Source organism: Cryobacterium arcticum, assembly GCF_001679725.1.
Taxonomy (GTDB): Bacteria; Actinomycetota; Actinomycetes; order Actinomycetales; family Microbacteriaceae; genus Cryobacterium; species Cryobacterium arcticum_A.
This window is the reverse complement of sequence record NZ_CP016282.1, coordinates 2,698,681-2,720,177: the sequence shown is the minus strand read 5'-3', so window position 1 is coordinate 2,720,177 and position 21,497 is coordinate 2,698,681. Positions and strand designations below refer to the sequence as shown.

Below are 21,497 nucleotides of genomic sequence, written 5' to 3'. Positions count from 1 at the left end.
GTGGTCGTTTTATGGTTGTGATTCGTCACCATGACTGAGGAATCCTCACGAACCCTGCAGTCACCGCCGTACCGTCGCGGCACCGCCCCTGTCCGCATCCCGATCGTCCCCCCCTCGATCCGCTCGATCCATTCACCCAGCTGGATCCCGCCGATGACGCCGACAGCCTCGCCAGCGCGCACCTCTGCGCCACCCCGCCGCGGCACGCCCCGGTTGCCCGCGCGCACGGGCGAGGTTGGTCTTCCCCCACACCCGAAAAGAGAGACGGATGACTGCCCTCGATCCCCGCCCGCCCGCGCCGGCGCTCCAGCAAGCACAGCCTGCTGCGCCCATACGCCCCCGGGCGGACGCGCCGTTGCAGCGCGGCCGTCCCGACATCCGGCCCGACGTGGAGTCGCCGCGCCCGGCGGCGCCCGGTCACGTGCACTCGCCGTCGTTGGTGATGCTGGTGCTCATCGCCACGATCGGGATCCTGGCCTACGCGAACTTCCTGCTGAACCCGGCCAGCCGCGGCGACTGGCTGCCCTACTCGCTGGTCATTCTGGCCGAGTCGATCCTGATCTTCCAGGCGCTGCTGTCGATGTGGACGATCCTCTCCGGCTCGCACGACCCACGTGATTTCAACTTCCACCAGGCCCAGTCCACGCTCTTCCACCGCCGCACCATCGTGCGGGACGCCCTGGACGCCAGCCCGGAGCGGTGGCCGCTGCACCTGAACGACCGGCGGGTCTCGGTGGACGTCTTCATCACCACCTACGGTGAAGACCTCGACGTGATCAAGGACACCGTCGCCGCGGCGGTCGCCATGCACGGCGCGCACCTCACCTGGGTGCTCGACGACGGCCGCTCCGACGAGGTGCGCGACCTCGCGGCCCGGCTCGGCGCCCGCTACGTGCGCCGGCTGAGCTCCAGCGGCGCCAAGGCCGGCAACGTCAACCACGCGCTCAGCCTCAGCTCGGCGGAGTACTTCGTCATCTTCGACGCCGACTTCGTGCCGGAGCCGTCGTTCCTGATCGAGACGGTGCCGTTCTTCGTCGACGGCGGTGTGGCCTTCGTGCAGACCCCCCAGGCTTACCGCAACCTGCACAACGTGATCTCTCGCGGTGCCGGCTACATGCAGGCCGTCTTCTACAGGTTCATCCAGCCGGGCCGGAACCGGTTCAACGCGGCCTTCTGCGTGGGTACCAACGTCATCTTCCGCCGGTCGGCGATCGACGAGATCGGCGGCATGTACACCGACTCCAAATCCGAAGACGTCTGGACGTCGCTCAAGCTGCACGAGCGCGGCTGGAAGACCATCTACATCCCGCTGGTGCTGGCCACCGGCCACGCGCCCGACACCGTCGAGGCGTACACGAAGCAGCAGCTGCGCTGGGCGACGGGCGGGTTCGAGATCCTGCTGACCAGCAGCCCGCTGAGCCCGCGCAGCAGGCTCACCTTCGACCAGCGTGTGCAATACCTGGTCACGGCATCCTTCTACCTCACCGGCATCGCGCCGCTGTTGCTGCTGCTCGTTCCCCCTCTCGAGATCTACCTGGACCTGCGCCCGATGAACCTGTCGACCACCGTGGTCACCTGGGTCGTCTACTACGCCGGTTTCTACCTCATGCAGGTGCTCCTGGCGTTCTACACGATGGGGTCGTTCCGTTGGGAGACCCTGATGCTGGCCACCGCGTCGTTCCCCATCTACGTCGCCGCACTGGTGAACGTGCTGGTCGGCCGGGAGCAGCACTGGAGCGCGACGGGCAACCGGTCGAAAGCCTCGTCCCCGTTCAACTTCATGGTCCCGCAGGTTCTGTTCTTCGTCTTCCTGCTGCTGACCTCGGTCGTGGGCGTCTGGCGTGACCTCGGCATCGGCACCCCCACTCTGGCCACCGCCTGGAACGTCACCAACACCCTGATCCTCGGCAGCTTCGTGGTGGCTGCCCTGCACGAGAGCCGCGCCACCCGGCGCAGCCTGGCCGTTCTCGGCCCGAACACCCGTCGCGGGCGTCAGAGCGCCCGCCGACAGGATGCCCGAACCGGAAAGGTGGCACCCGCATGACCTGGACCAACCGATTCAAACTGTTCTTCGGACTCATCGGTGTTGTCGGCGTCGTGGCGGTGCTGACCCTGGTGTTCAACCAGCGGCAGGCCCAGGTGATGAGCGATTCCGCGTCGATCGAAGCCGCCGAATTCCCGGTCGGCAGCGACTACGGCGGCACCGTCGTCGATCGGCTCGTCACCGAGGGCGACCGGGTCACGGCCGGTCAGGCTCTGTTCACCGTGCAGAGCCCGATCCTGCAGGCCGACCTGGCCCAGGGCCTGGTGACCCCCGAGAGCCCCGCGTACACCGTGGGCGACGACGGGATGCTCACCATCACCGCCTCAGTCGACGGCACCCTGGCCGACGTCACGGCCGAGCGGGGCTCGTTCGTGCAGCCCGGCCAGGTGCTGGCCACTGTCAACCAGGCCGGATCGCTCTTCGTCTCGGCCGAATTCATGCTGACCAGCGGCGATTACGCCCGTATCGAGCCCGGCGCCGCCGTGGACATCGTGCTGCCCAACCAGACCCGGCTGGCGGGAACCCTGGATACCGTCGACGTGCAGACCGCGGACGGCCAGGCCGAGACCACCGCCCGGGTCGTGAGTTCCGGCCTCGTCGACGACGCCGCCAACGGCCTCGTCGCGCCCGGCACCCCCGTGAGCGCCACCCTCGAGCTCCGTGACGACGGTCCGCTCGCCGGTGTCGGCGACGGCCTGTTCACCTTCCTGCGGACGATCGGCCTGTGACTGTGACCCGGCGCCGCCACCGCTCCCGCCCGTTGACCGTGACCCTCGCTGTGGCCCTCGCCGCTGCCGTCGGACTGACCGCCTGCACGGCGGGCCCACCTGACGCCGCGCCCGACGCCGGCGTCAGCCGGTCCGGCCCGGCCATCTTCCCCGCCACGCAGGTCGAGCCGCTCGTATCCGCGCTGCCGCAGGAGAGCCTCAAGGCGTTGCCGACCGCGCGGCTGGCCGACGGCCTGATACCGCCGACCAACCGGTGGTTCTCCGGACTGGTGTTCGGCGACGAGCCGATGCCCGTGTTCCCGCTGCCCCTCTCGTTCGGTCTGACCGAGAACGGATTCGCCCTGGGGCTGCCCGATGTGTCCGCCGATTCTGCAGTGATCACGGGCGGCTTCACCGGCCAGGTGAGCGTGGACGTGGGCGCCGACGAACAGGTCGTCACCGCCTATGACGAGGCGTCGGTGACCATCGGCCAGCGCGCGGACGGCCGGGACCTCGGCTCCACCGTGATCGCCGAGGGCTCACCGTTCGTGTCGTTCACGGCCGCGGACGACCTCACGCTGCAGCTGGCCACGGCCTTCCGCCCCGCCACGGATGCCGGTGACGGAGTCTGGACGGCCGAGCTGGCCGGCACCACCTACGGCCTGGTCTCCGACGGAACCCTGTCCGGCACCGGCCTCGACCTGTCCGTGGGCGGCACGGCCACCTGGTTCGCGCTGCCCGAGAACGGGACGATCGACACGCTCGCCGAGGCCGCCCGGCACCCGGTCACGGGTACCCATCTCGCCTACGGCTCCGGTCCCGACGCGGCGACAACGACCATCCGGTACGACACGGCGGATGGCGGCGACACCCTCATCGCGGCGCTGCCACACCACAGCGCCGGGCTCGCGGCGGGCATGGACTGCGACGCGGGGGAGTACCCGAGCATCTTCGGCACCCTCACCCTGTGCCGCGGCCCCGAACTGAGCTGGACGGTGGCCACCGTGGCGCCCAGCGGGGCGCTGGACCTCTCCGGGCTCGGCGACGACGACCGGCAGCGCCTGGCCGATCAGGTGCGGGCGGATGTGACGGCCACGCCGACCTTCGCGGCCGACACCTACTTCGGCGGCAAGTCGCTGTACCGGGCGGCCAACCTGCTCGAGGTGGCCCGGCAGGTGGGCGCCGACGACGCCGCGGCCGAGCTGACCGGCCGGCTCACCGACGCCCTCGACGAGTGGACCGAACCGGATGGCTGCTCGGACCGCGCCGAACGCTGCTTCGTGTACGACCCCGAGACCAAGGGCGTGGTGGGTCAGGCGGCGTCGTTCGGCTCCGACGAGTTCAACGACCACCACTTCCACTACGGGTACTTCCTCTACGCCGCCGCCGTCGTGGCGGCCCAGGACCCGGGCGCCGTGGACCGTTGGGCTCCCGTGCTCAACCTCCTGGCCGCCGACCTGGCCTCCAGCGGCGGCAACGGGCTCTTCCCCGACCGCCGGGTGTTCGACGCCTATGCCGGGCATTCCTGGGCCAGCGGCACCTCGCCGTTCGGTGACGGCAACAACCAGGAGTCCAGCTCGGAGGCCGTGAGCGCGTGGAACGGGCTGGCCCTCTGGGCCGCCGTGAGCGACCAGGCGGAATTACAGACTCAGGCCGAGTGGATGCTCTCCGCCGAGGCCGCCTCTGCCCGGGCCTACTGGACCGACTTCGACCTGGAGGACCCCGTCTACCAGGGCTTCGACCACACCGTGACCTCCCTGGTCTGGGGCGGCAAACGCGACTACGCCACCTGGTTCAGCGCGGAACCGAGCGCCATGCTCGGCATCCTGGTGCTGCCGATGAGCCCCGTCGCCGGGTACCTCGGTCAGAACCCCGAGCGCGTGACGGCCAACCTCGCCGACGCCCTGCCCGGGCCACCGGACGAGGCCGGAAGCTACGACGTGATGTTCGGTGACTACCTGTTGATGTACGCGGCTCTGCAGGGCCCGGATGCCGCATCCGCCGCCCTCGAGGCAGCCAAGGGACTGCCGGAAGACCGCATCGACGACGGCAACAGCCGTGCCTACCTTCTGGCCTGGCTCATGCAGCACGCCTCCGGATAGGGGAGTATTGGGGGATCATGGCAACCCTCACCGCCCTTCCGCACGTCACCGATCCGGACCTGCTTTTCGAGGCCTTCGAACTCTGGGCGGCGGACGCGGGCCTCCGTCTCTATCCGGCGCAGGAGGAGGCGGTCATCGAGATCGTGTCGGGGCAGAACCTGATCCTCTCCACGCCCACCGGAACCGGCAAGTCGCTCGTGGCCGTCGGTGCGCACTTCGCCGCCCTCTCGGCCGGCAAGCGCAGCTTCTACACCGCCCCGATCAAGGCGCTCGTGAGCGAGAAGTTCTTCGCGCTGGTGGAGATCTTCGGCGCCGAGAACGTGGGCATGATGACGGGCGACTCGTCGGTCAACTCCGACGCCCCGATCATCTGCTGCACCGCCGAGATCCTCGCCAACCTGGCGCTCCGCAACGGCGAGGACACCCCGGTCGACCAGGTCGTCATGGACGAGTTCCACTTCTACTCCGACCCCGACCGCGGTTGGGCCTGGCAGGTGCCGCTGCTGCTGCTGCCGCGCGTGCAGTTCATCCTCATGTCGGCCACCCTGGGCGACGTCACCGACATCGCCGCCGACCTGTCCCGGCGCACCAACCGCGACACCGCCGTCGTCACCGGTGTCGAGCGGCCCGTGCCGCTGCACTACTTCTACGAGACCACCCCAGTGCACGAGACCGTGGAGGACCTGCTCAAGACCGGGCAGGCGCCCGTGTACATCGTGCACTTCGCGCAGGCCGCCGCCCTCGAGCGCGCCCAGGCGCTCTCCAGCGTGAAGGTGGTCACCAAGGAGCAGAAGGAGGCCATCGCCGAGCTCATCGGCGAGTTCAGGTTCACCACGAGCTTCGGCAAGACCCTCTCCCGGCTGATCCGGATGGGCATCGGCGTGCACCACGCCGGCATGCTGCCCAAGTATCGCCGCCTGGTGGAGCAGCTCGCCCAGCGCGGCCTGCTGCGCGTGATCTGCGGCACCGACACCCTCGGCGTGGGTATCAACGTGCCCATCCGCACCGTGCTGTTCACCGCCCTGACCAAGTACGACGGCGTCAAGATGCGCCAGCTCAACGCCCGGGAGTTCCACCAGATCGCCGGCCGCGCCGGCCGGGCCGGCTACGACACCGCCGGCACCGTGATGGTGCAGGCGCCCGACCACGAGACCGAGAACCTCAAGGCCATCGAGAAGGCCGGCGACGATCCCAAGAAGAAGCGCAAGATCGTGCGCAAGCGCGCGCCTGAGGGCTTCGTCTCCTGGGGTGAGCCGTCGTTCAGGCGCCTGGTCGACGCCGAACCGGAGACCCTCACCTCGAGCATGCAGATGACCAGCGCCATGCTGATCAACGTCATCGCCCGCGGCGGCGACGCCTACGCCAACGTCTACTCGCTGGTGTTCGACAACCACGAGCCTTGGAAGCGCCAGCTCGCCCACGCCCGCCGCGCCCTGGGCATCTACAAGACTTTGCGCGCGGCCGGCATCGTCGAGCAGGGGGCGGACGGCAGCATCCGCTTGACCGTCGACCTGCAAGCCAACTTCGCGCTCAACCAGCCCCTGTCACCGTTCGCGCTGGCTGCCTTCGACCTGCTCGATATCGAGGCGCCCACCTACGCCCTCGACATGATCTCGATCCTCGAGTCCACGCTCGACGACCCGCGCCCGGTACTGATGGGCCAGCAGTTCGCGGCCCGCGGCGAGGCCGTGAACGCCATGAAGCAGGAGGGTATCGAGTACGACCAGCGCATGGAGCTGCTCGAGGAGATCACCTGGCCCAAGCCCCTGGACGAGCTGCTCAGCTACGCGTTCGAGACCTACAAGCAGTCCCAGCCCTGGATCGCGGACTTCCCCCTGCGCCCCAAGACCGTGGTGCGCGACATGTACGAACGGGCCATGTCGTTCGGCGAGTTCGTGGCGTACTACAAGCTCGCCCGCAGCGAGGGCGTGGTGCTGCGCTACCTCTCGGATGCCTACCGGGCCGCCCGGCAGACCATCCCGGACGAGGCCAAGACCGAGGACCTGCTCGACCTGATCGAGTGGCTCGGTGAGCTTGTGCGGCAGGTGGACTCCAGCCTGCTCGACGAGTGGGAGGAACTCATCCACCCCGACCTGGCCGCTCACGAGGCCACCGCACACGCCGTCGTGCCGCCCGCGCCGCACCGGCTCACCACCAACACCCGGGCCTTCCGCATCCTCGTGCGCAACGAACTCTTCCGGCGGGTGCAGCTGGCCGCGCTGGAGAACTACGACGCGCTCGGCGACCTCGACCGTGAACACGGCTTCGGGGCGGATGCCTGGGCCGACGCCATGGACGGCTACTACGCCGAGCACGAGGAGCTGCTGGCCGGGGCGAACGCCCGCGGCGCCGGGCTCCTCATCCTCGACGAGGGCGCTTCGGTGTGGACGGCCCGGCAGATCTTCGATGACCCGGCCGGCGACCATGACTGGGGAATCAGCGCCGAGATTGACCTGGCCGAGTCCGACGAGCTGGGCGTGCCGGCTCTGAAAGTGACGGGCATCAACCGGCTCTAGCCCGGGATCGTCGGTCTCACCGCTGTTCGGTCGAATATATTGGAACCGTTCGGCGGTCCTGCCGAGCACCCTTCGGCAGCGAGGAACCCCATGGTCGCATCCAACCGCGTGGCCGTGTCCACCGACACCCTCGACGCCGTCGACCTGGGCCTGCTCGGACTGCTCCGCACCAACGCCCGGCTGTCGAACTCCGCCCTGGCCGCCTCGGTGGGCATCGCGGCGTCCACCTGCCTCGAACGGGTGCGCTCGCTGGTGAGCCGCGGGGTCATCCGCCGGTTCACGGTGGATGTCAACCCGGCCGCGCTGGGCCTCGGCGTGCAGGCGCTGATCAGCATCAACATCCACTCGGGGGCGCGGTCCCAGATCACCCCGTTCGCCACGCGCATCCGGGAACTGCCCGAGGTCGTGCAGTTCTTCTTCGTGGGTGGCAACGAGGACTTCCTCGTGCACGTGGCCGTGCGTGACACCGACGGGCTGCGCCGTTTTGTCGTCGACAACCTCTCGGCCGACCCGGTGGTGGCGGCCACCCGCACGAGCATCATCTTCGACCACGTGTCGCCGCCGCTCTAGCCGGAAGGGCGTAACCTCGGGCCATGGCCTCTTCAGACATCCAGCCGGAATCCCCGATCAACCCGCCGAAGCCCGCCCCCCGGCCTGGGCCGCGCCCCGGACCTGGGCCTCAGCACGGCACGACGCCCGGCGCCGCGCCCACGACCGGCACCCGGGCGCCGCTGACCGGGCCGATCCGCGCGGCGGTCATCGGCTACGGCCTGTCCGGTCGGGTCTTCCATGCGCCGTTCCTCGCGGCCAACCCCGACTTCACCCTCGCCGCCATTGTGACCGGTGATGCGGAGCGGGCCGCGCGGGCCACGGAGAGCTACCCGGGCGTGCGCATCGTGCCCAGCAGCGAGGCCCTGTTCGGTCAGGCCCACGACCTCGATCTCGTGGTCATCGGCACCCCGCCGGAGACCCACGTGGCCCTGGCGAACGCCGCCCTCGACGCCGGCCTCGCCGTTGTCATCGACAAGCCGTTCTCGGTCGATTCCGAAGAGGGCTGGGCCCTGGTGAACCGGGCCGACAGCCTGGGCCTGCCGCTCACCGTGTTCCAGAACCGGCGCTGGGACGGTGACTTCCTCACCCTGCGGGCTCTGCTGGGCACCGGGGCGCTCGGCGACGTGTACACGTTCGAGTCGCGCTTCGAGTTCTTCAAGCCCGGCCCGCCCCGCAGCTGGAAGGCCGCGGCCACCCCGGCGGCCGGCGGCGGCGTGTTGTTCGACCTCGGCGCGCACCTGATCGACCAGGCGGTGCAGCTGTTCGGACCGGTCGACGACGTCACAGCCGAGCTGAACATCCGCCGCCCCGACGGCGTCGCCGACGACGACACCTTCGTGTCGCTGCACCACGGCTCCGGGGTGCGATCACACCTGTGGATGAGCTCGTTCACGGCCCAGGCGGGCCCGCGCTACCGGGTGCTCGGATCCGCCGCGGCCTACGTGAAGTGGGGCCTCGACGGCCAGGAGGCGGCCATCCAGGCGGGCAACCTGCCCGGCGACCCCGGCTTCGGGATCGAACCCGAGAGCACTTGGGGCCGGCTCGGAGCGGACGGCGCGACGCAGGCCGTGCCCGCGCTGCCGGGCCAGTACGCCGCGTTCTACGGCACGCTGGCCGATGCGCTGCTTCGGGGCGGGCCGCTTCCGGTCGAGCCGGGCGATGCCGTGCGCACCATCGAGCTCATCGAACGCATCCACAACGCGGCTCGCTGACCCAGGCGGGTTGACCCGCAGACGGGCGGCGGCGGATCAGCCCGTCGTCGTCCAGTCCAGGTTGATCACCTGGCGCAGGCGGATGTTCTCGCCGAGCCCAGACACCGACGGGTTCATGCGGAGCAGCTGCTGCATCGGCAGGTCGAAGCGCTGGGCGATGTCGAAGAACGTGTCACCGTCGATGACCGTGTAGCTCGTGAGGTTGCCCGCGCCGTCCCGCACCGGGGCGGCCTGGGCGCCGGGGATGGCGCCGTTGTCGTAGGCGGGGCCCTCTGGCAGTGGAACCTCAGGAACCTCGGGGTTGGCCACCAAAGGGTCCGGTTCCGCCTCAGCGACCGGCGGCGTGGTGGCCACGGGCGTCGGCGTGGCGGTGGGTGTCGGTGTCGGGGTGGGCGTCGGCGTCGGCGTGATGACGATGGTCTGGGTCACCACGGGGGCCGGCGCCGGGGCGCAGCCGCTCAGCGCCGCAGCGGCGACCGCGAGCACGGCAACGGTGAACGCACGTCGTGCGGTGAACAGCGATTCGGTCATGGTGTACCCCCGAGAAGACAGCTTAGGTCAGGGATTACGTTCGTGGGACCGTGGCAGGTGCCCACTTCGGGTGCGGTCTCAGCACTCGATGACGTTGACGGCCAGGCCGCCCTCGCTGGTCTCCTTGTACTTGGTCATCATGTCCAGGCCGGTCTGACGCATGGTCTCGATCACCGTGTCCAGCGACACCAGGTGGGTGCCGTCGCCGTGCAGGGCGAGCCGGGCCGCCGAGACCGCGGTGGAGGCGGCGATCGCGTTGCGTTCGATGCAGGGCACCTGCACGAGTCCGCCAACGGGATCGCAGGTGAGTCCGAGGTGATGTTCCATGGCGATCTCCGCCGCGTTCTCCACCTGGCGCGGGGTGCCGCCGAGCACGGCGCAGAGCGCACCGGCGGCCATCGCACAGGCAGAGCCCACCTCGGCCTGGCAGCCGCCCTCCGCACCGGAGATCGACGCGTTCGCCTTGACGAGCGACCCGATGGCCACGGCGGTGAGCAGGAACCGGCGGATCCCGGCGGCCCCGGCCCCGGGCACGAAGCGCAGGTAGTAGTGGGCGACGGCGGGGATGATGCCCGCGGCGCCGTTGGTCGGCGCGGTGACGACCCGGCCTCCGGAGGCGTTCTCCTCGTTCACAGCGAGGGCGAAGGCGTGCAGCCACTCGGTCGAGGTGTCCCGTTCCCGCAGCGTCAGACCGTCATATTCTTCCAATTGCATACGTATGGCCGAGGCTCGCCGCTTGACCCCGAGTCCGCCGGGAAGGGTGCCGTCTACGTGCAGGCCGGCCTCGACGCAGGCGTGCATGGCCGCCCAGATGGCGTCGAGTCCGGCGTCGAGGCGGTCCGCGCCGTGCACGGCCTCCTCGTTGGCCCTGGCCACGTCGCAGATGCCGATTCCGTGGCTGTCACAGAGCTCGAGCAGAGCCGCGCTCGACGCGTACGGCATCGGCTGCGCCACGGTGGCCGCCGGGCGCACCGGGTCGCCGTCGCGGCGGATGAAGCCGCCGCCGATCGAGTAGTAGGTCTCCTCGAGAACGGCCGGCGCCGACTCGTCGGAGCCGTAGGCCGTGAGCGTCATCGCATTCGGGTGCCCGGGGAGCCGGGTGCGCGGCTCGAACACCACGTCGCTCTTCCGCACGGCCACCGGATGGCTGCCGTTCAGTCGCAGCGTGGCGCCGTCGGCGAGGTGCGCCCAGAGGTTCCGCACCTCATCGGGGTCGCAGACCTCGGGGCGGAGGCCCGCGAGACCGGCCAGCACGGCATCCGGGGTGCCGTGGCCGAGGCCCGTGGACCCGAGCGAGCCGAACAGCGAACAGCGGATGCGCGCCACCTCGCCGAGCCGGCCGCCGGCGGCCAGGTTTTCGGCGAAGGCGCGGGCGGCCCGCATCGGGCCGACGGTGTGGGAACTGGATGGACCGATTCCGATGGAGAAGAGGTCGAGGGCCGATACGTACGCAGTCACCCGCTCCATCGTACGCGGGCGGCGTCGGCGGGCGGCTACCGGATGGTCTTGCGGGCCGTGATCTGCCCGGTGTCGAAGCCGAGCAGGTGCAGGCCGCCGTGGAAGCGGGCGTGCTCGATCTTGATGCAGCGGTCCATCACGATGGTGAGGCCCTTCGACTCGCCGTACTCGGCGGCCTCCTGGTTCCAGATGCCCAGCTGCACCCACACGGTCTTCGCGCCGACCGCGAGGGCGTCGTCCAACACCTGCGGGATGTCGGAGGCCTTGCGGAACACGTCGACGATGTCGGGCACCTCCGGGAGCGAGGCCAGGTCGGGGTAGGCCTTCTGACCGAGGATGGTGTCGGCGCGCGGGTTGACGAAGTAGACCCGGTAATCGCTCGACTGCTGCAGGTAGGTGCCGACGAAGTAGCTCGAGCGGGCCGGGTTGGGGGAGGCGCCCACGATGGCGACCGATTTGGCCGAGCGCAGGATGCCCAGCCGCGCCTTGGCGTCCGGTCCCTCCCAAGTGCGCTGGGTGCGCAGCAGTTTCGCCAGGGGGGAGTCGGAGGGCACGCTGCAGCTGAGTCCGTTGGTGAGCTGCACGGTCTCGGAATCTGGCACGGTCTCGGTGCTCATTCGGTTCCTCCTGCGGCGGCGGCGCGGGTCAGCGCCTGGTCGAGATCGTAAATGATGTCGTCGACGTCCTCAATGCCCACGCTGATGCGCACCAGCCCGGCGAGCACGCCGGCGTCCACGAGCTGCTGCTCGCTGAGCTGGGCATGCGTGGTGGAGGCCGGGTGGATCACCAGGGTCTTGGCGTCGCCGATGTTGGCCAGGTGGCTGGCCAGGTCGACCGATTCGATGAAGGTGCGGCCGGCGTCGCGGCCGCCCTTGACGCCGAAGCTGAAGACCGAGCCAGGGCCCTTGGGCAGGTACTTGAGACCGCGTTCGTAGTGCGGGTGGCCGGGCAGGCCGGCCCAGTTGACGAAGTCGACCCGGGGATCGGCATCCAGCCATTCGGCCACGGTGCGGGCGTTGTTCACGTGCGCCTGCAGCCGGTAGGGCAGCGTCTCGACGCCCTGGGCGAGCAGGAACGCGGAGTGCGGTGCGAGCACCGGACCGATGTCGCGCAGCTGTTCGGCGCGGAGGCGGGTGAGGAAGGCGTATTCGCCGAAGTTGCCCGACCACTCCAGACCGCCGTAGCTGGGAACCGGTTCGGTGAACAGCGGGAACTTCTCGCTGTTCCAGTTGAACCGGCCGCTCTCCACGACGATGCCACCGAGGGTGGTGCCGTGGCCGCCGAGGAACTTGGTGGCGGAGTGGATGACGATGTCGGCGCCCCATTCGATGGGCCGGCAGAGGTACGGCGTGGCGATGGTGGAGTCGATGATGAGGGGGATCCCGGCAGCGTGGGCGACGGCGGCGAGCCCCTCGATGTCGGCGACCTCGCCGGACGGGTTGGCCACGGTCTCGGCGAAGATCAGCTTGGTCTTGGGGGTGATCGCCGCGGCGTAGTCGGCCGGCTCGGCGGACTGCACGAAGGTGGTCTCCACACCGAACCGGCGCAGCGTCACGTCGAGTTGGGTGATCGAGCCGCCGTAGAGGTTGGCGCTGGAGACGATGTGATCGCCGGCGCCGGCGAGGCTGGCGAAGGTGATGTACTGCGCGGCCAGGCCCGATGCGGTGGCGACGGCGCCCAGACCGCCCTCCAGGCTGGCGATGCGTTCTTCGAACGCGGCCACGGTGGGGTTGGACAACCGGGAGTACACATTGCCGTACTTCTGCAGGGCGAAGCGGGCGGCGGCATCCGCGGTGTCGTCGAAGACGAACGCGCTGGTTTGGTAGATCGGCAGCGCCCGTGCCCCGGTGACGGCGTCGGGGATGTTCCCGGCGTGGATTGCCCTGGTCGTGAAGCCGTACTCGCGATCTGCCATGGAGGTACGCTACCGGGCGCCGCCGGGCGGACGCGGGTCGCGGCGTAACAGAGTGAAACCCGGGCGGCTCAGCTGATCAGCACGGCGCCCAGCGCGAGAACCGCGATGAGCAGCCAGGAGGCCAAGCCCACGCCCAGGGCCCGTCCGCCGGTGCGCAGCAGCGAGCCGAGGCGCACGGCCGTGCCCAGCCCGAACAGGGCCATGGCCAGCAGCACGGTCTGGGCGAGGTCGGCGGCGACCAGGACCGCCGGGGGAAGCGGAACCAGGGTGCGCACGAGCACCAGGGCCAGGAAGCCGGCCACGAACAGCGGCAGCACCGGGGGGCGCCGGGCGCCGGTCGTCGCGGCGGCGGTGGCGGTGTCGTCGGACTGCGGCAGGCCGGACCCGACCGGGGACACCGCGACGGCCTGGCGGCGACGTTCGTACACCGCGACGCTCGCCACGATGGGGGCCAGCATGAGCACCCGGGTGAGCTTGATGACCACGGCCACGGCGAGGGCGGCGGTTCCGGCGATCTGGGCGGTGGCCACGACCTGGCCCACGTCGTGCACGCCCGCGCCCACCCAGTGGCCGAACTGCAGGTCGGTCAGGCCCAGCGGATGCCAGAGCAGCGGCAGCACGCCGATCGCGAGCGTTCCGCACAGGGTGACGAGCGCCACCGGGGTCGCGGTCTCCTCGTCCTTGGCCTTGACCACGCCGCTCATGGCGCCGATGGCGGAGGCGCCGCAGATGGCGAAGCCCGTGGCGATCAGCAGCGGCTGGTGCCCGGGCAGGCCCATCGTGCGGCCGAGCCAGAGCGTGCCGAAAAAGGTGAGGATGACGATGAGCACGGTGGTCGTGATGGTGAGCCAGCCCAGGCCCGCGATGTCGACGAGGCTGAGCTTGAGCCCGAGCAACACCACGCCGAGCCGCATCAGGCGCTTGGCCGCCACGGAGAGGCCGGGTTTCAGTGCGCCGGTGACGGCGGGGCGCAGCACGGGCAGCTGCCCCACGATGATCCCGAGGACCACGGCGACGGTGAGTAGCGGCACGGCGGGCACGATGCTGTGCACGGCCCACGCCACGAGCGTGGCCCCGGCGGCCGCCGCAATTCCCCAGATCCACACCCGCTCAACCCTACCCATCCGGCCGCGACCCACGAGAACAGCCCCAAGAATCCGGCGGGGATTCTTGGGGCTGTGTTCGCGAGCCGGTTCTGCGCTAGCGGTGGTGGAAGCGCTGCACCATCGGGCAGTCGAACGGGTCACGTGCGGCCAGGCCCACCTTGTTGAGGTAGGCGATCACGATGCCGTACGACTCGAACAGGCCCGTCTCGGTGTAGAGGATCTTGTTCGACTCGCAGTATTCCTTGGTGATCTCCTGCGCCTTCTTGAGGTGCGGGCGGGCCATGTTCGGGAACAGGTGGTGCTCGACCTGATAGTTCAGGCCGCCCATGAAGGTGTCCATGACGGTGCCGCCGCGGATGTTGCGCGAGGTGAGCACCTGACGGCGCAGGAAGTCGACCTTGCTCTCGTGCGGCAGCTGCGGCATGCCCTTGTGGTTGGGCGCGAAGGACGCACCCATGTACACGCCGAAGACGGCCATCTGCACGCCGATGAACGCGAACGCCATGCCGAGCGGGAGGAAGTAGAAGATGACGGCGAAGTACAGCACGATGCGGCTGGTGAGCATGGTGATCTCGAGCCAGCGCTTGTCGACCTTGCCCTTGCCGAAGACGGTCTTGAACCCCTGGATGTGCAGGTTGATGCCCTCGAGGGTGAGCAGCGGGAAGAACAGGTAGCCCTGCTTGCGGGTCATGAAGGAGGTGATCCAGTTGACCTTCGCGGCGTCTTCCTCGCGGAACACGATGAAGTCGGGGTCGATGTCGGGGTCCTTGCCGACCACGTTCGGGTTGGCGTGGTGACGGCTGTGCTTGGTCATCCACCAGGCGTAGCTGATGCCGACGAAGAGGTTGGCGAGGATGCGGCCGGCCCGGTCATTGGCGGGGCCGGACTCGAACACCTGGCGGTGCGAGGCCTCGTGGGCCAGGAAAGCGAACTGGGTGAGGATCAGGCCGAGCACGCCGGCGATGATGAGCTGGTACCAGGAGTCACCGAGCAGGACGAAGCCCACGCCCAGGCCGGCTGTGATCAGCACCAGGGCGGCGAACATACCCCAGTAGAAGCCCGTGCGGCGCTGCAGCAGGCCGAGGTTGCGCACGGTGTGCAGGAGGGAGGAGTACTCGGTGGTGGGATTCTTGGAGTCGCCACCCTTGCGAGTGCGGACAATACGCACCGTGGGTGCGGCAGATGCTTCCGACATGAGGCCTTTGGTTTGTATCTGGACTTCTCAGTCGGTTGTAGAGCAAACACTCGTCAATCAGATACCGGCCATCCTACGGGTCGATTCCCCCAAAACGCCCGCAATTCACACGCCTTTAACAGGGGATGTATTCCAATTCTGGCATACGTCGCCTTGCATGCAGAGACTGCAATAAACCCGTTTGTGCCGGTCAGCGCCAGCTCGGCAGCCAGATGTGCAGTTGCCAGAAGCCGAACGGGACCTGCGCACCGGTCCAGAGCGGGAAGAAGAATGCGCTCACCAGGGTGGCAAGGACCAGGAAGACGATCACGATCGTGCGCCCGGCGCCGGACTTGATCAGCATGCCGATGACGAAGGTGAGACCGAGCAGCAGGTAGGGCTCGAACGCGATCGTGTAGAACTGGAAGACCGTGCGGTTCAGGTACATCAGCCAGGGCAGGTAGCCGGCGACCATGCCCATCAGGACCAGGCCGACGCGCCACTCGCGATACCGCGCCAGTCGGTAGACCAGGTACAGGATCGCGGCGCTGGCAGCCCACCAGATCAGCGGATTGGCGATGCCGGTGATGGCCTCCGAGCACGTCGTGTACCCGCAGCCGCTCTCGCCCAGGCTGCTGCCCTGGTAGTACATGCTCGTGGGGCGGGTCATCGCCAGCCAGGTGAGCGGGTTCGCCTGGTACGGATGCGGCGTGACCAGGCCCACGTGATACGCGTACGCGGCGCTCTGGTAGTGCCAGAAACTCTGCACGGAGTGCGGCACCCAGGCCAGCGCGCCGGTCCAGGCCTGCCCGGCCTGGTCTGCCCAGTCGCGGTAGTACCCGCCCCGGGTGACGAACCAGCCGGTCCAGGAGATCAGGAACGTGACGACGGCCACCGGCACCATCAACAGGAACGTCACCGGGCCCTGCTTGAGGATCGCCCCGCTGATCCAGAACGGCAGGCCGGCCCGGCGCCGGGCCAGGGCGTCGACGACGACGAGATAGATGCCGAACGCGGCGAGGAAGTAGACCCCGGACCATTTCACCGAGCAGGCCAGCCCGAAGGCGAGCCCGGCGGCGAACACCCAGGGGCGCCACCAGAGCGCGGGGCCCCAGGTGGGCTCGACCTCGTTGTCCCGCCGTTCGTTCAGCCAGGCGCCCAGGCGCGCCCGATGGTGGTCACGGTCCATCAGCACCGCACCGAAGCCGAGCAAGGCGAAGAACATCACGTAGTTGTCGAGCAGCGCCACCCGGCTCATCACGATGGCGTTGCCGTCGATGGCGAAGAGGAAACCGGCGATCGTGGCCAGCAGAACCGAGCCGAACAGTTTCTTCGCGATGAGCATCAGCAGGGCAACGGCCAGCACCCCGATGAGCGCCGTGACGATGCGCCAGGCCCACGGGTTGTCGGCGCCGAAGGCCGCCATGCCCAGCGCGATGAGCCACTTGCCGAGCGGCGGATGCACCACGAACGACGGTGCGGTGCCGAAGATGTTGCTCTGCCCGGCGGCGAACAGGGCATCCGCTTCAGCGGGCCAGGTCGACTCGTAGCCGTTATTGAACAGGCTCCAGGCATCCTTCACATAGAAGGTCTCGTCGAACACGAGGGCGCCGGGGTGACCGAGGTTGACGAACCTCAGGACGGCGGCGAGCAACAGCACCAGCGCGGGGCCCGCCAGACGCACCCACCGGTGGGTCCACAGGGCGGGCCAACGGTCGGTCGATCGCAGGGTGAGCAGCACCTGACCATCGTAGTGAGCCGCCACGTCCACGGGCCGTGGGGAACGGGCCCCGGGGGAGGGGGATGCGAGACTGTGACCATGATCATTCTGGCTGCCACCCCCATCGGAAACCTCGGGGACGCCTCGACCCGCCTCATCGAGGCGCTGCGCACGAGCACCGTGATCGCCGCTGAGGACACCCGGGTGACCGTGCACCTGCTCAAGGCCCTCGGGGTGGAGAACCGGCCCCGGCTGATCGCGCTGCACGACCACAACGAGCGCGGCAAGGCCGCCGAGCTCGTCGAGCTGGCCCGCGACACCGACCTGCTCGTGCTCAGCGACGCGGGCATGCCCACGGTCTCCGACCCCGGCTTCCACCTGGTGGATGCCGCCATCGCTGCCGGCGTCACCGTCACGGCGCTGCCCGGCCCGTCGGCCGTGCTCACCGCACTGGCCGTGTCGGGGCTGCCCACCGACCGCTTCACCTTCGAGGGCTTCCTGCCCCGCAAGCACGGTGAACGGATGCAGGCCCTCCGCGAGGTGGCCACCGAGCGTCGCACCATGGTCTTCTTCGAATCGCCCAACCGACTGGCCGCGTCGCTGACCGACCTCGCCGCCGTGCTCGGCGCCGGCCGGCGTGTGGTGGTCTGCCGGGAGCTGACCAAGTTCTATGAAGAGGTCAAGCGCGGCACCGCCGCCGAACTGGCCGAGTGGGCCGAGGCGGGCGTGCGCGGGGAGATCTGCGTGGTCGTCGCGGGCGCCGAAGCCCGGGTGCTCGACCTGGCCACGGGCGTCGAAGAGGTCCTCGCCCTCGTCGCCGCGGGAGCCCGGCTCAAGGACGCCGCGGCCGACGTGTCCGCCGCCTCGGGGCTCGGCAAGCGCGACCTCTACGAGGCCGCCCTCACGGGCCGCTCCGCTGAGGCCGGGTCGACCCGTCGGAAGGCCGAGCCGCAGCCCGATTTCCCGCTCTCCTGAGCGGGCACCGAGCCTGCCGCACGGCGTAACGGGGTCGGACTTCTCCGTGGCTCCCCATAAGATGTGAGCATGTCCGACGGCAATTCTTTCTACATCACCACGCCTATTTTCTATGTGAATGATGTCCCGCACATCGGGCACGCCTACACGGAGGTGGCCGCGGACGTTCTCGCGCGCTGGCACCGCCAGCGTGGGGAGGACACCTGGCTGCTCACCGGCACCGACGAGCACGGCCAGAAGATCCTGCGCACCGCCACCGCCAACGGCGTCACCCCCAAGCAGTGGGCCGACCGGCTGGTGGAGACCGCGTGGAAGCCGCTGCTGAAGACCGTCGACATCCGGAACGACGACTTCATCCGCACCACCGACGAGCGCCACGAGGTGAACGCGCAGAAGTTCCTGCAGCACCTCTTCGACGCCGGCCACATCTACACGGGCGAGTACGAGGGCTTCTACTGTGTGGGCTGTGAGGAGTACAAGCAGCCCGGCGACCTGGTCGACGGCACCGGCGAATACACCGGCCAGCAGGTCTGCGCCATCCACTCCATCCCCGTGGAGCTGCTGCACGAGAAGAACTACTTCTTCCGGATGAGCACCTTCACCGACCAGCTGCTGGCCCTCTACGAGGCCAACCCCACCTTCATCCAGCCCGAGTCCGCCCGCAACGAGGTCATCTCCTTCGTCAAGCAGGGCCTGAGTGACCTGTCGATCTCGCGCTCGAGCTTCGACTGGGGCATCAAGGTGCCGTGGGACGACAGTCACGTCGTCTACGTGTGGTTCGACGCGCTGCTCAACTACATCACCGCCGCCGGCTACGGCCAGGACGATGCGAAGTTCAGCCGCCTCTGGCCGGCCACGCACATCGTCGGCAAGGACATCCTGCGCTTCCACGCCGTCATCTGGCCCGCCATGCTGCTGGCCGCCGGCCTGCCGGTGCCCACCCAGGTGTTCGGCCACGGCTGGCTCCTGGTGGGCGGCGAGAAGATGAGCAAGTCCAAGCTCACCGGCATCGCCCCGAACCAGATCACCGACGTCTTCGGATCCGACACGTTCCGGTACTACTTCATGCGCGCCATCAGCTTCGGCCAGGACGGGTCGTTCTCCTGGGAGGACCTGTCCGCCCGGTACCAGTCCGAGCTGGCCAACGGCTTCGGCAACCTGGCCTCCCGCGTCATCGCCATGGTCGTGCGCTACTGCGACGGCGAGATCCCGGCCGGCGGCGAGCCCACGGACGCGGATGCCGCCATCCACGCCACGGCCATCCGGGTCACCCAGACCGCCAACGAGGCCATCGACAGGCTCGCCCTGCACGACGCCCTCGCTGCCGTGTGGGAACTCGTCGACGAACTCAACGGCTACATCACCCTGCAGGAGCCGTGGGCGCTGGCCAAGAACCCCGACGACCGGGAACGCCTCGAAACCGTGCTGCACACCGTGGTGCGGGGGCTCGGCACCCTCGCCGTGCTGCTGTCCCCGGTGACCCCGCAGGCCACCGCCACGCTGTGGAGCGCCCTGGGCGGCGCCGGAGACGTGCAGGACGCCCGCATCGACCGGGCCTGGGAATGGACCGGCGGCACCCACGTGTCACCGCTGGCGGCCCTGTTCCCGCGCATCGAGGCCGCCGTTGGCTAACGAGCCCGCCGAAACCACCCACATCCGGGCGCGAGAGGCGGGCACCGGACGAGACCTGGTCTACCCGCCCGCCCCCGAGCCGCTGGTCGTGGGCGTCTACGACAACCACACCCACCTGGAGATCTCCGACGGCATCACCCCCTTGTCGGTCACCGAACAGCTCGACCGGGCCTCGAGCGTGGGCGTGCGCGGCGTGATCCAGGTGGGCACCGATGTGGCCACCTCGCGCTGGTCCGCCGAGGCGGCCTCCCGCGAGCCGCGGATGCTCGCCGCCGTCGCCATCCACCCCAACGACGCGCCGGAGCTCGAAGCGGCCGGCACCCTCGACGAGGGCCTCGCCGTGATCGACGAGCTCGCCGCCCGGCCCCGCGTGGTCGCGATCGGCGAGACCGGACTGGACTTCTTCCGCACCGCCCCCGACGGCCGGGCCGCGCAGTTCCGCTCCTTCGAGGCCCACATCGCGATCGCCAAACGGCACGGCCTGGCGCTGCAGATCCACGACCGCGACGCCCACGACGAGGTCGTCGAGACCCTGCTGCGCGTCGGCGCGCCCGAGCGCACCGTGTTCCACTGCTTCTCCGGCGGCGCGAAGCTGGCCCGGCTCTGCGCGGACCAGGGCTGGTACATGTCGTTCGCCGGCCCGGTGAGCTTCAAGAACGCCGCCACCCTGCGCGAGGCCCTCGAGGTGGCCCCGCGCGCGCTGCTCCTGGTCGAGACCGACGCCCCCTACCTCACCCCCACGCCCCACCGCGGCCGGCCCAACGCCCCGTACCTGCTGCCGCACACCCTGCGCGCCATGGCGGCGCATCTGCAGACGGATGTCTCGGTGCTCGCCGCGCAGATCACCTCGAACACCGAACTCGTCTACGGCCGCTGGGATGCGGAACCCGTGGTGTTGACCGACACCCGCCGAAACCCCAGCACCAGCCCGGCCGGAGGCCTCGCATGACCGACTCTGCCCCCACACCCGCCCACGAGCCGGCGCACGCACCGGCCGCACCGACGCTGCTCGGCCCGGCCGAGATCCGCGACCTCGCCGAGATGCTCGGCGTGAACCCCACCAAGAAGCTCGGCCAGAACTTCGTCATCGACGGCAACACCGTGCGGCGCATCGTCAAGGTCGCCGCCGTGCAGCCCGGCGAGACCGTCGTTGAGGTCGGCCCGGGGCTCGGCTCGCTCACCCTGGGCATCCTCGAAGCCGGCGCGGAGGTCGTGGCCGTGGAGATCGACGACCGCCTCGCCGAGCAGCTGCCGCTCACCGTGCGGCTCATGCAGCCCGCCGCCCGGCTCACCGTCATCCGTGCCGACGCGCTGAAGATCGCCGAGCTGCCGGGGGAGCCGACCCGGCTGGTCGCCAACCTGCCCTACAACGTGTCGGTCCCGGTGCTGCTGCACCTGCTCGAGCACTTCCCGTCCATCCGAGCCGGTGTGGTGATGGTGCAGGCCGAGGTGGGCGAACGGCTCGCCGCGGCCCCCGGATCCAAGATCTACGGCAGCCCCAGCGTGAAGGCCGCCTGGTACGGCCGGTTCCGCACGGCCGGCAAGGTGAGCCGGCAGGTGTTCTGGCCGGTCCCCAACGTCGATTCCATCCTCATCGCGTTCGAGCGCCGCACCGAGGAGCTGGAATCCGAGGAGCTGCGCCTGGCCACGTTCGCGCTCGTCGACGGCGCGTTCCAGCAGCGCCGGAAGATGCTGCGTCAGTCGCTGTCGACGGTGCTGGGCGACTCGAACCAGGCCACCGCCGTGCTCACCAAGGCGGGGATCGACCCCACCGAACGTGGCGAGCAGCTCACGGTGGACGACTTCCTCACCATCGCCCGGGCCTGGACCTCCTCCTGAGCGGGTGCGGCACTG

Annotated in this window: 17 protein-coding genes; 10 read left to right on the top strand and 7 right to left on the bottom strand. The window is 69.5% G+C overall.

What is annotated here, in order from left to right; genetic code table 11:
- The first annotated feature begins 268 nt into the window (after positions 1-268).
- The 6 genes from PA27867_RS12210 to PA27867_RS12185 all read left to right on the top strand — a co-directional run bounded on the left by PA27867_RS12210 (position 269) and on the right by PA27867_RS12185 (position 9,132).
- Positions 269-2,044, top strand: coding sequence for a glycosyltransferase (locus PA27867_RS12210; protein ID WP_084021081.1), 1,776 nt, complete (start codon positions 269-271; stop codon positions 2,042-2,044).
- Positions 2,041-2,772, top strand: a complete 732-nt coding sequence (locus tag PA27867_RS12205; protein WP_066596696.1) for an HlyD family efflux transporter periplasmic adaptor subunit — start codon at positions 2,041-2,043, stop codon at positions 2,770-2,772. The genes PA27867_RS12210 and PA27867_RS12205 overlap by 4 nt, the downstream gene beginning before the upstream one ends.
- Positions 2,769-4,853, top strand: coding sequence for a glycosyl hydrolase (locus tag PA27867_RS12200; protein ID WP_084021079.1), 2,085 nt, complete (start codon positions 2,769-2,771; stop codon positions 4,851-4,853). Before PA27867_RS12205 ends, PA27867_RS12200 begins: the two co-directional genes overlap by 4 nt.
- A 17-nt stretch (positions 4,854-4,870) precedes the next feature.
- Complete coding sequence (locus tag PA27867_RS12195; protein WP_066596690.1) at positions 4,871-7,369, top strand: DEAD/DEAH box helicase; 2,499 nt, start codon at positions 4,871-4,873, stop codon at positions 7,367-7,369.
- 90 nt (positions 7,370-7,459) lie between these two features.
- Complete coding sequence (locus PA27867_RS12190; protein ID WP_066596688.1) at positions 7,460-7,939, top strand: Lrp/AsnC family transcriptional regulator; 480 nt, start codon at positions 7,460-7,462, stop codon at positions 7,937-7,939.
- Between the two features lie 23 nt (positions 7,940-7,962).
- Positions 7,963-9,132: a Gfo/Idh/MocA family oxidoreductase gene (locus tag PA27867_RS12185; RefSeq protein WP_157109210.1), complete on the top strand. Its 1,170-nt coding sequence runs from the start codon at positions 7,963-7,965 to the stop codon at positions 9,130-9,132.
- Positions 9,133-9,168: 36 nt separating this feature from the next.
- On the opposite strand, the gene PA27867_RS12180 is transcribed toward PA27867_RS12185, so the two are convergent.
- From PA27867_RS12180 to PA27867_RS12150, 7 genes are all read right to left on the bottom strand, one after another.
- Positions 9,169-9,663, bottom strand: coding sequence for a LysM peptidoglycan-binding domain-containing protein (locus PA27867_RS12180; protein WP_066596687.1), 495 nt, complete (start codon positions 9,661-9,663; stop codon positions 9,169-9,171).
- 78 nt (positions 9,664-9,741) lie between these two features.
- Complete coding sequence (locus PA27867_RS12175; RefSeq protein WP_084021077.1) at positions 9,742-11,121, bottom strand: L-serine ammonia-lyase; 1,380 nt, start codon at positions 11,119-11,121, stop codon at positions 9,742-9,744.
- Between the two features lie 35 nt (positions 11,122-11,156).
- Positions 11,157-11,738, bottom strand: coding sequence for a CoA-binding protein (locus PA27867_RS12170; protein WP_066596685.1), 582 nt, complete (start codon positions 11,736-11,738; stop codon positions 11,157-11,159).
- Positions 11,735-13,036: an O-acetylhomoserine aminocarboxypropyltransferase/cysteine synthase family protein gene (locus tag PA27867_RS12165; protein ID WP_066596676.1), complete on the bottom strand. Its 1,302-nt coding sequence runs from the start codon at positions 13,034-13,036 to the stop codon at positions 11,735-11,737. Before PA27867_RS12165 ends, PA27867_RS12170 begins: the two co-directional genes overlap by 4 nt.
- 68 nt (positions 13,037-13,104) lie before the next feature.
- Positions 13,105-14,160, bottom strand: a complete 1,056-nt coding sequence (locus PA27867_RS12160; protein ID WP_066596674.1) for a YeiH family protein — start codon at positions 14,158-14,160, stop codon at positions 13,105-13,107.
- Between the two features lie 76 nt (positions 14,161-14,236).
- Positions 14,237-15,337 (bottom strand): fatty acid desaturase family protein, encoded by a 1,101-nt coding sequence (locus PA27867_RS12155; RefSeq protein ID WP_066596672.1) that lies wholly within the window; start codon positions 15,335-15,337, stop codon positions 14,237-14,239.
- Between the two features lie 190 nt (positions 15,338-15,527).
- Positions 15,528-17,057: a dolichyl-phosphate-mannose--protein mannosyltransferase gene (locus PA27867_RS12150; protein ID WP_236900699.1), complete on the bottom strand. Its 1,530-nt coding sequence runs from the start codon at positions 17,055-17,057 to the stop codon at positions 15,528-15,530.
- A 78-nt stretch (positions 17,058-17,135) separates the two neighbouring features.
- Here PA27867_RS12150 and rsmI point away from each other — a divergent pair, with 78 nt between their 5' ends.
- From rsmI to rsmA, 4 genes are all read left to right on the top strand, one after another.
- Positions 17,136-18,011: a 16S rRNA (cytidine(1402)-2'-O)-methyltransferase gene (gene rsmI / locus PA27867_RS12145; protein WP_066596665.1), complete on the top strand. Its 876-nt coding sequence runs from the start codon at positions 17,136-17,138 to the stop codon at positions 18,009-18,011.
- A gap of 69 nt (positions 18,012-18,080) precedes the next feature.
- Positions 18,081-19,643, top strand: coding sequence for a methionine--tRNA ligase (gene metG / locus PA27867_RS12140; protein WP_066596664.1), 1,563 nt, complete (start codon positions 18,081-18,083; stop codon positions 19,641-19,643).
- Positions 19,636-20,592, top strand: coding sequence for a TatD family hydrolase (locus tag PA27867_RS12135; protein WP_066596663.1), 957 nt, complete (start codon positions 19,636-19,638; stop codon positions 20,590-20,592). Before metG ends, PA27867_RS12135 begins: the two co-directional genes overlap by 8 nt.
- On the top strand, positions 20,589-21,482 hold the full coding sequence (gene rsmA, locus PA27867_RS12130; RefSeq protein ID WP_066596662.1) for a 16S rRNA (adenine(1518)-N(6)/adenine(1519)-N(6))-dimethyltransferase RsmA: 894 nt from the start codon (positions 20,589-20,591) through the stop codon (positions 21,480-21,482). The genes PA27867_RS12135 and rsmA overlap by 4 nt, the downstream gene beginning before the upstream one ends.
- The last annotated feature ends 15 nt before the right edge of the window (positions 21,483-21,497 follow it).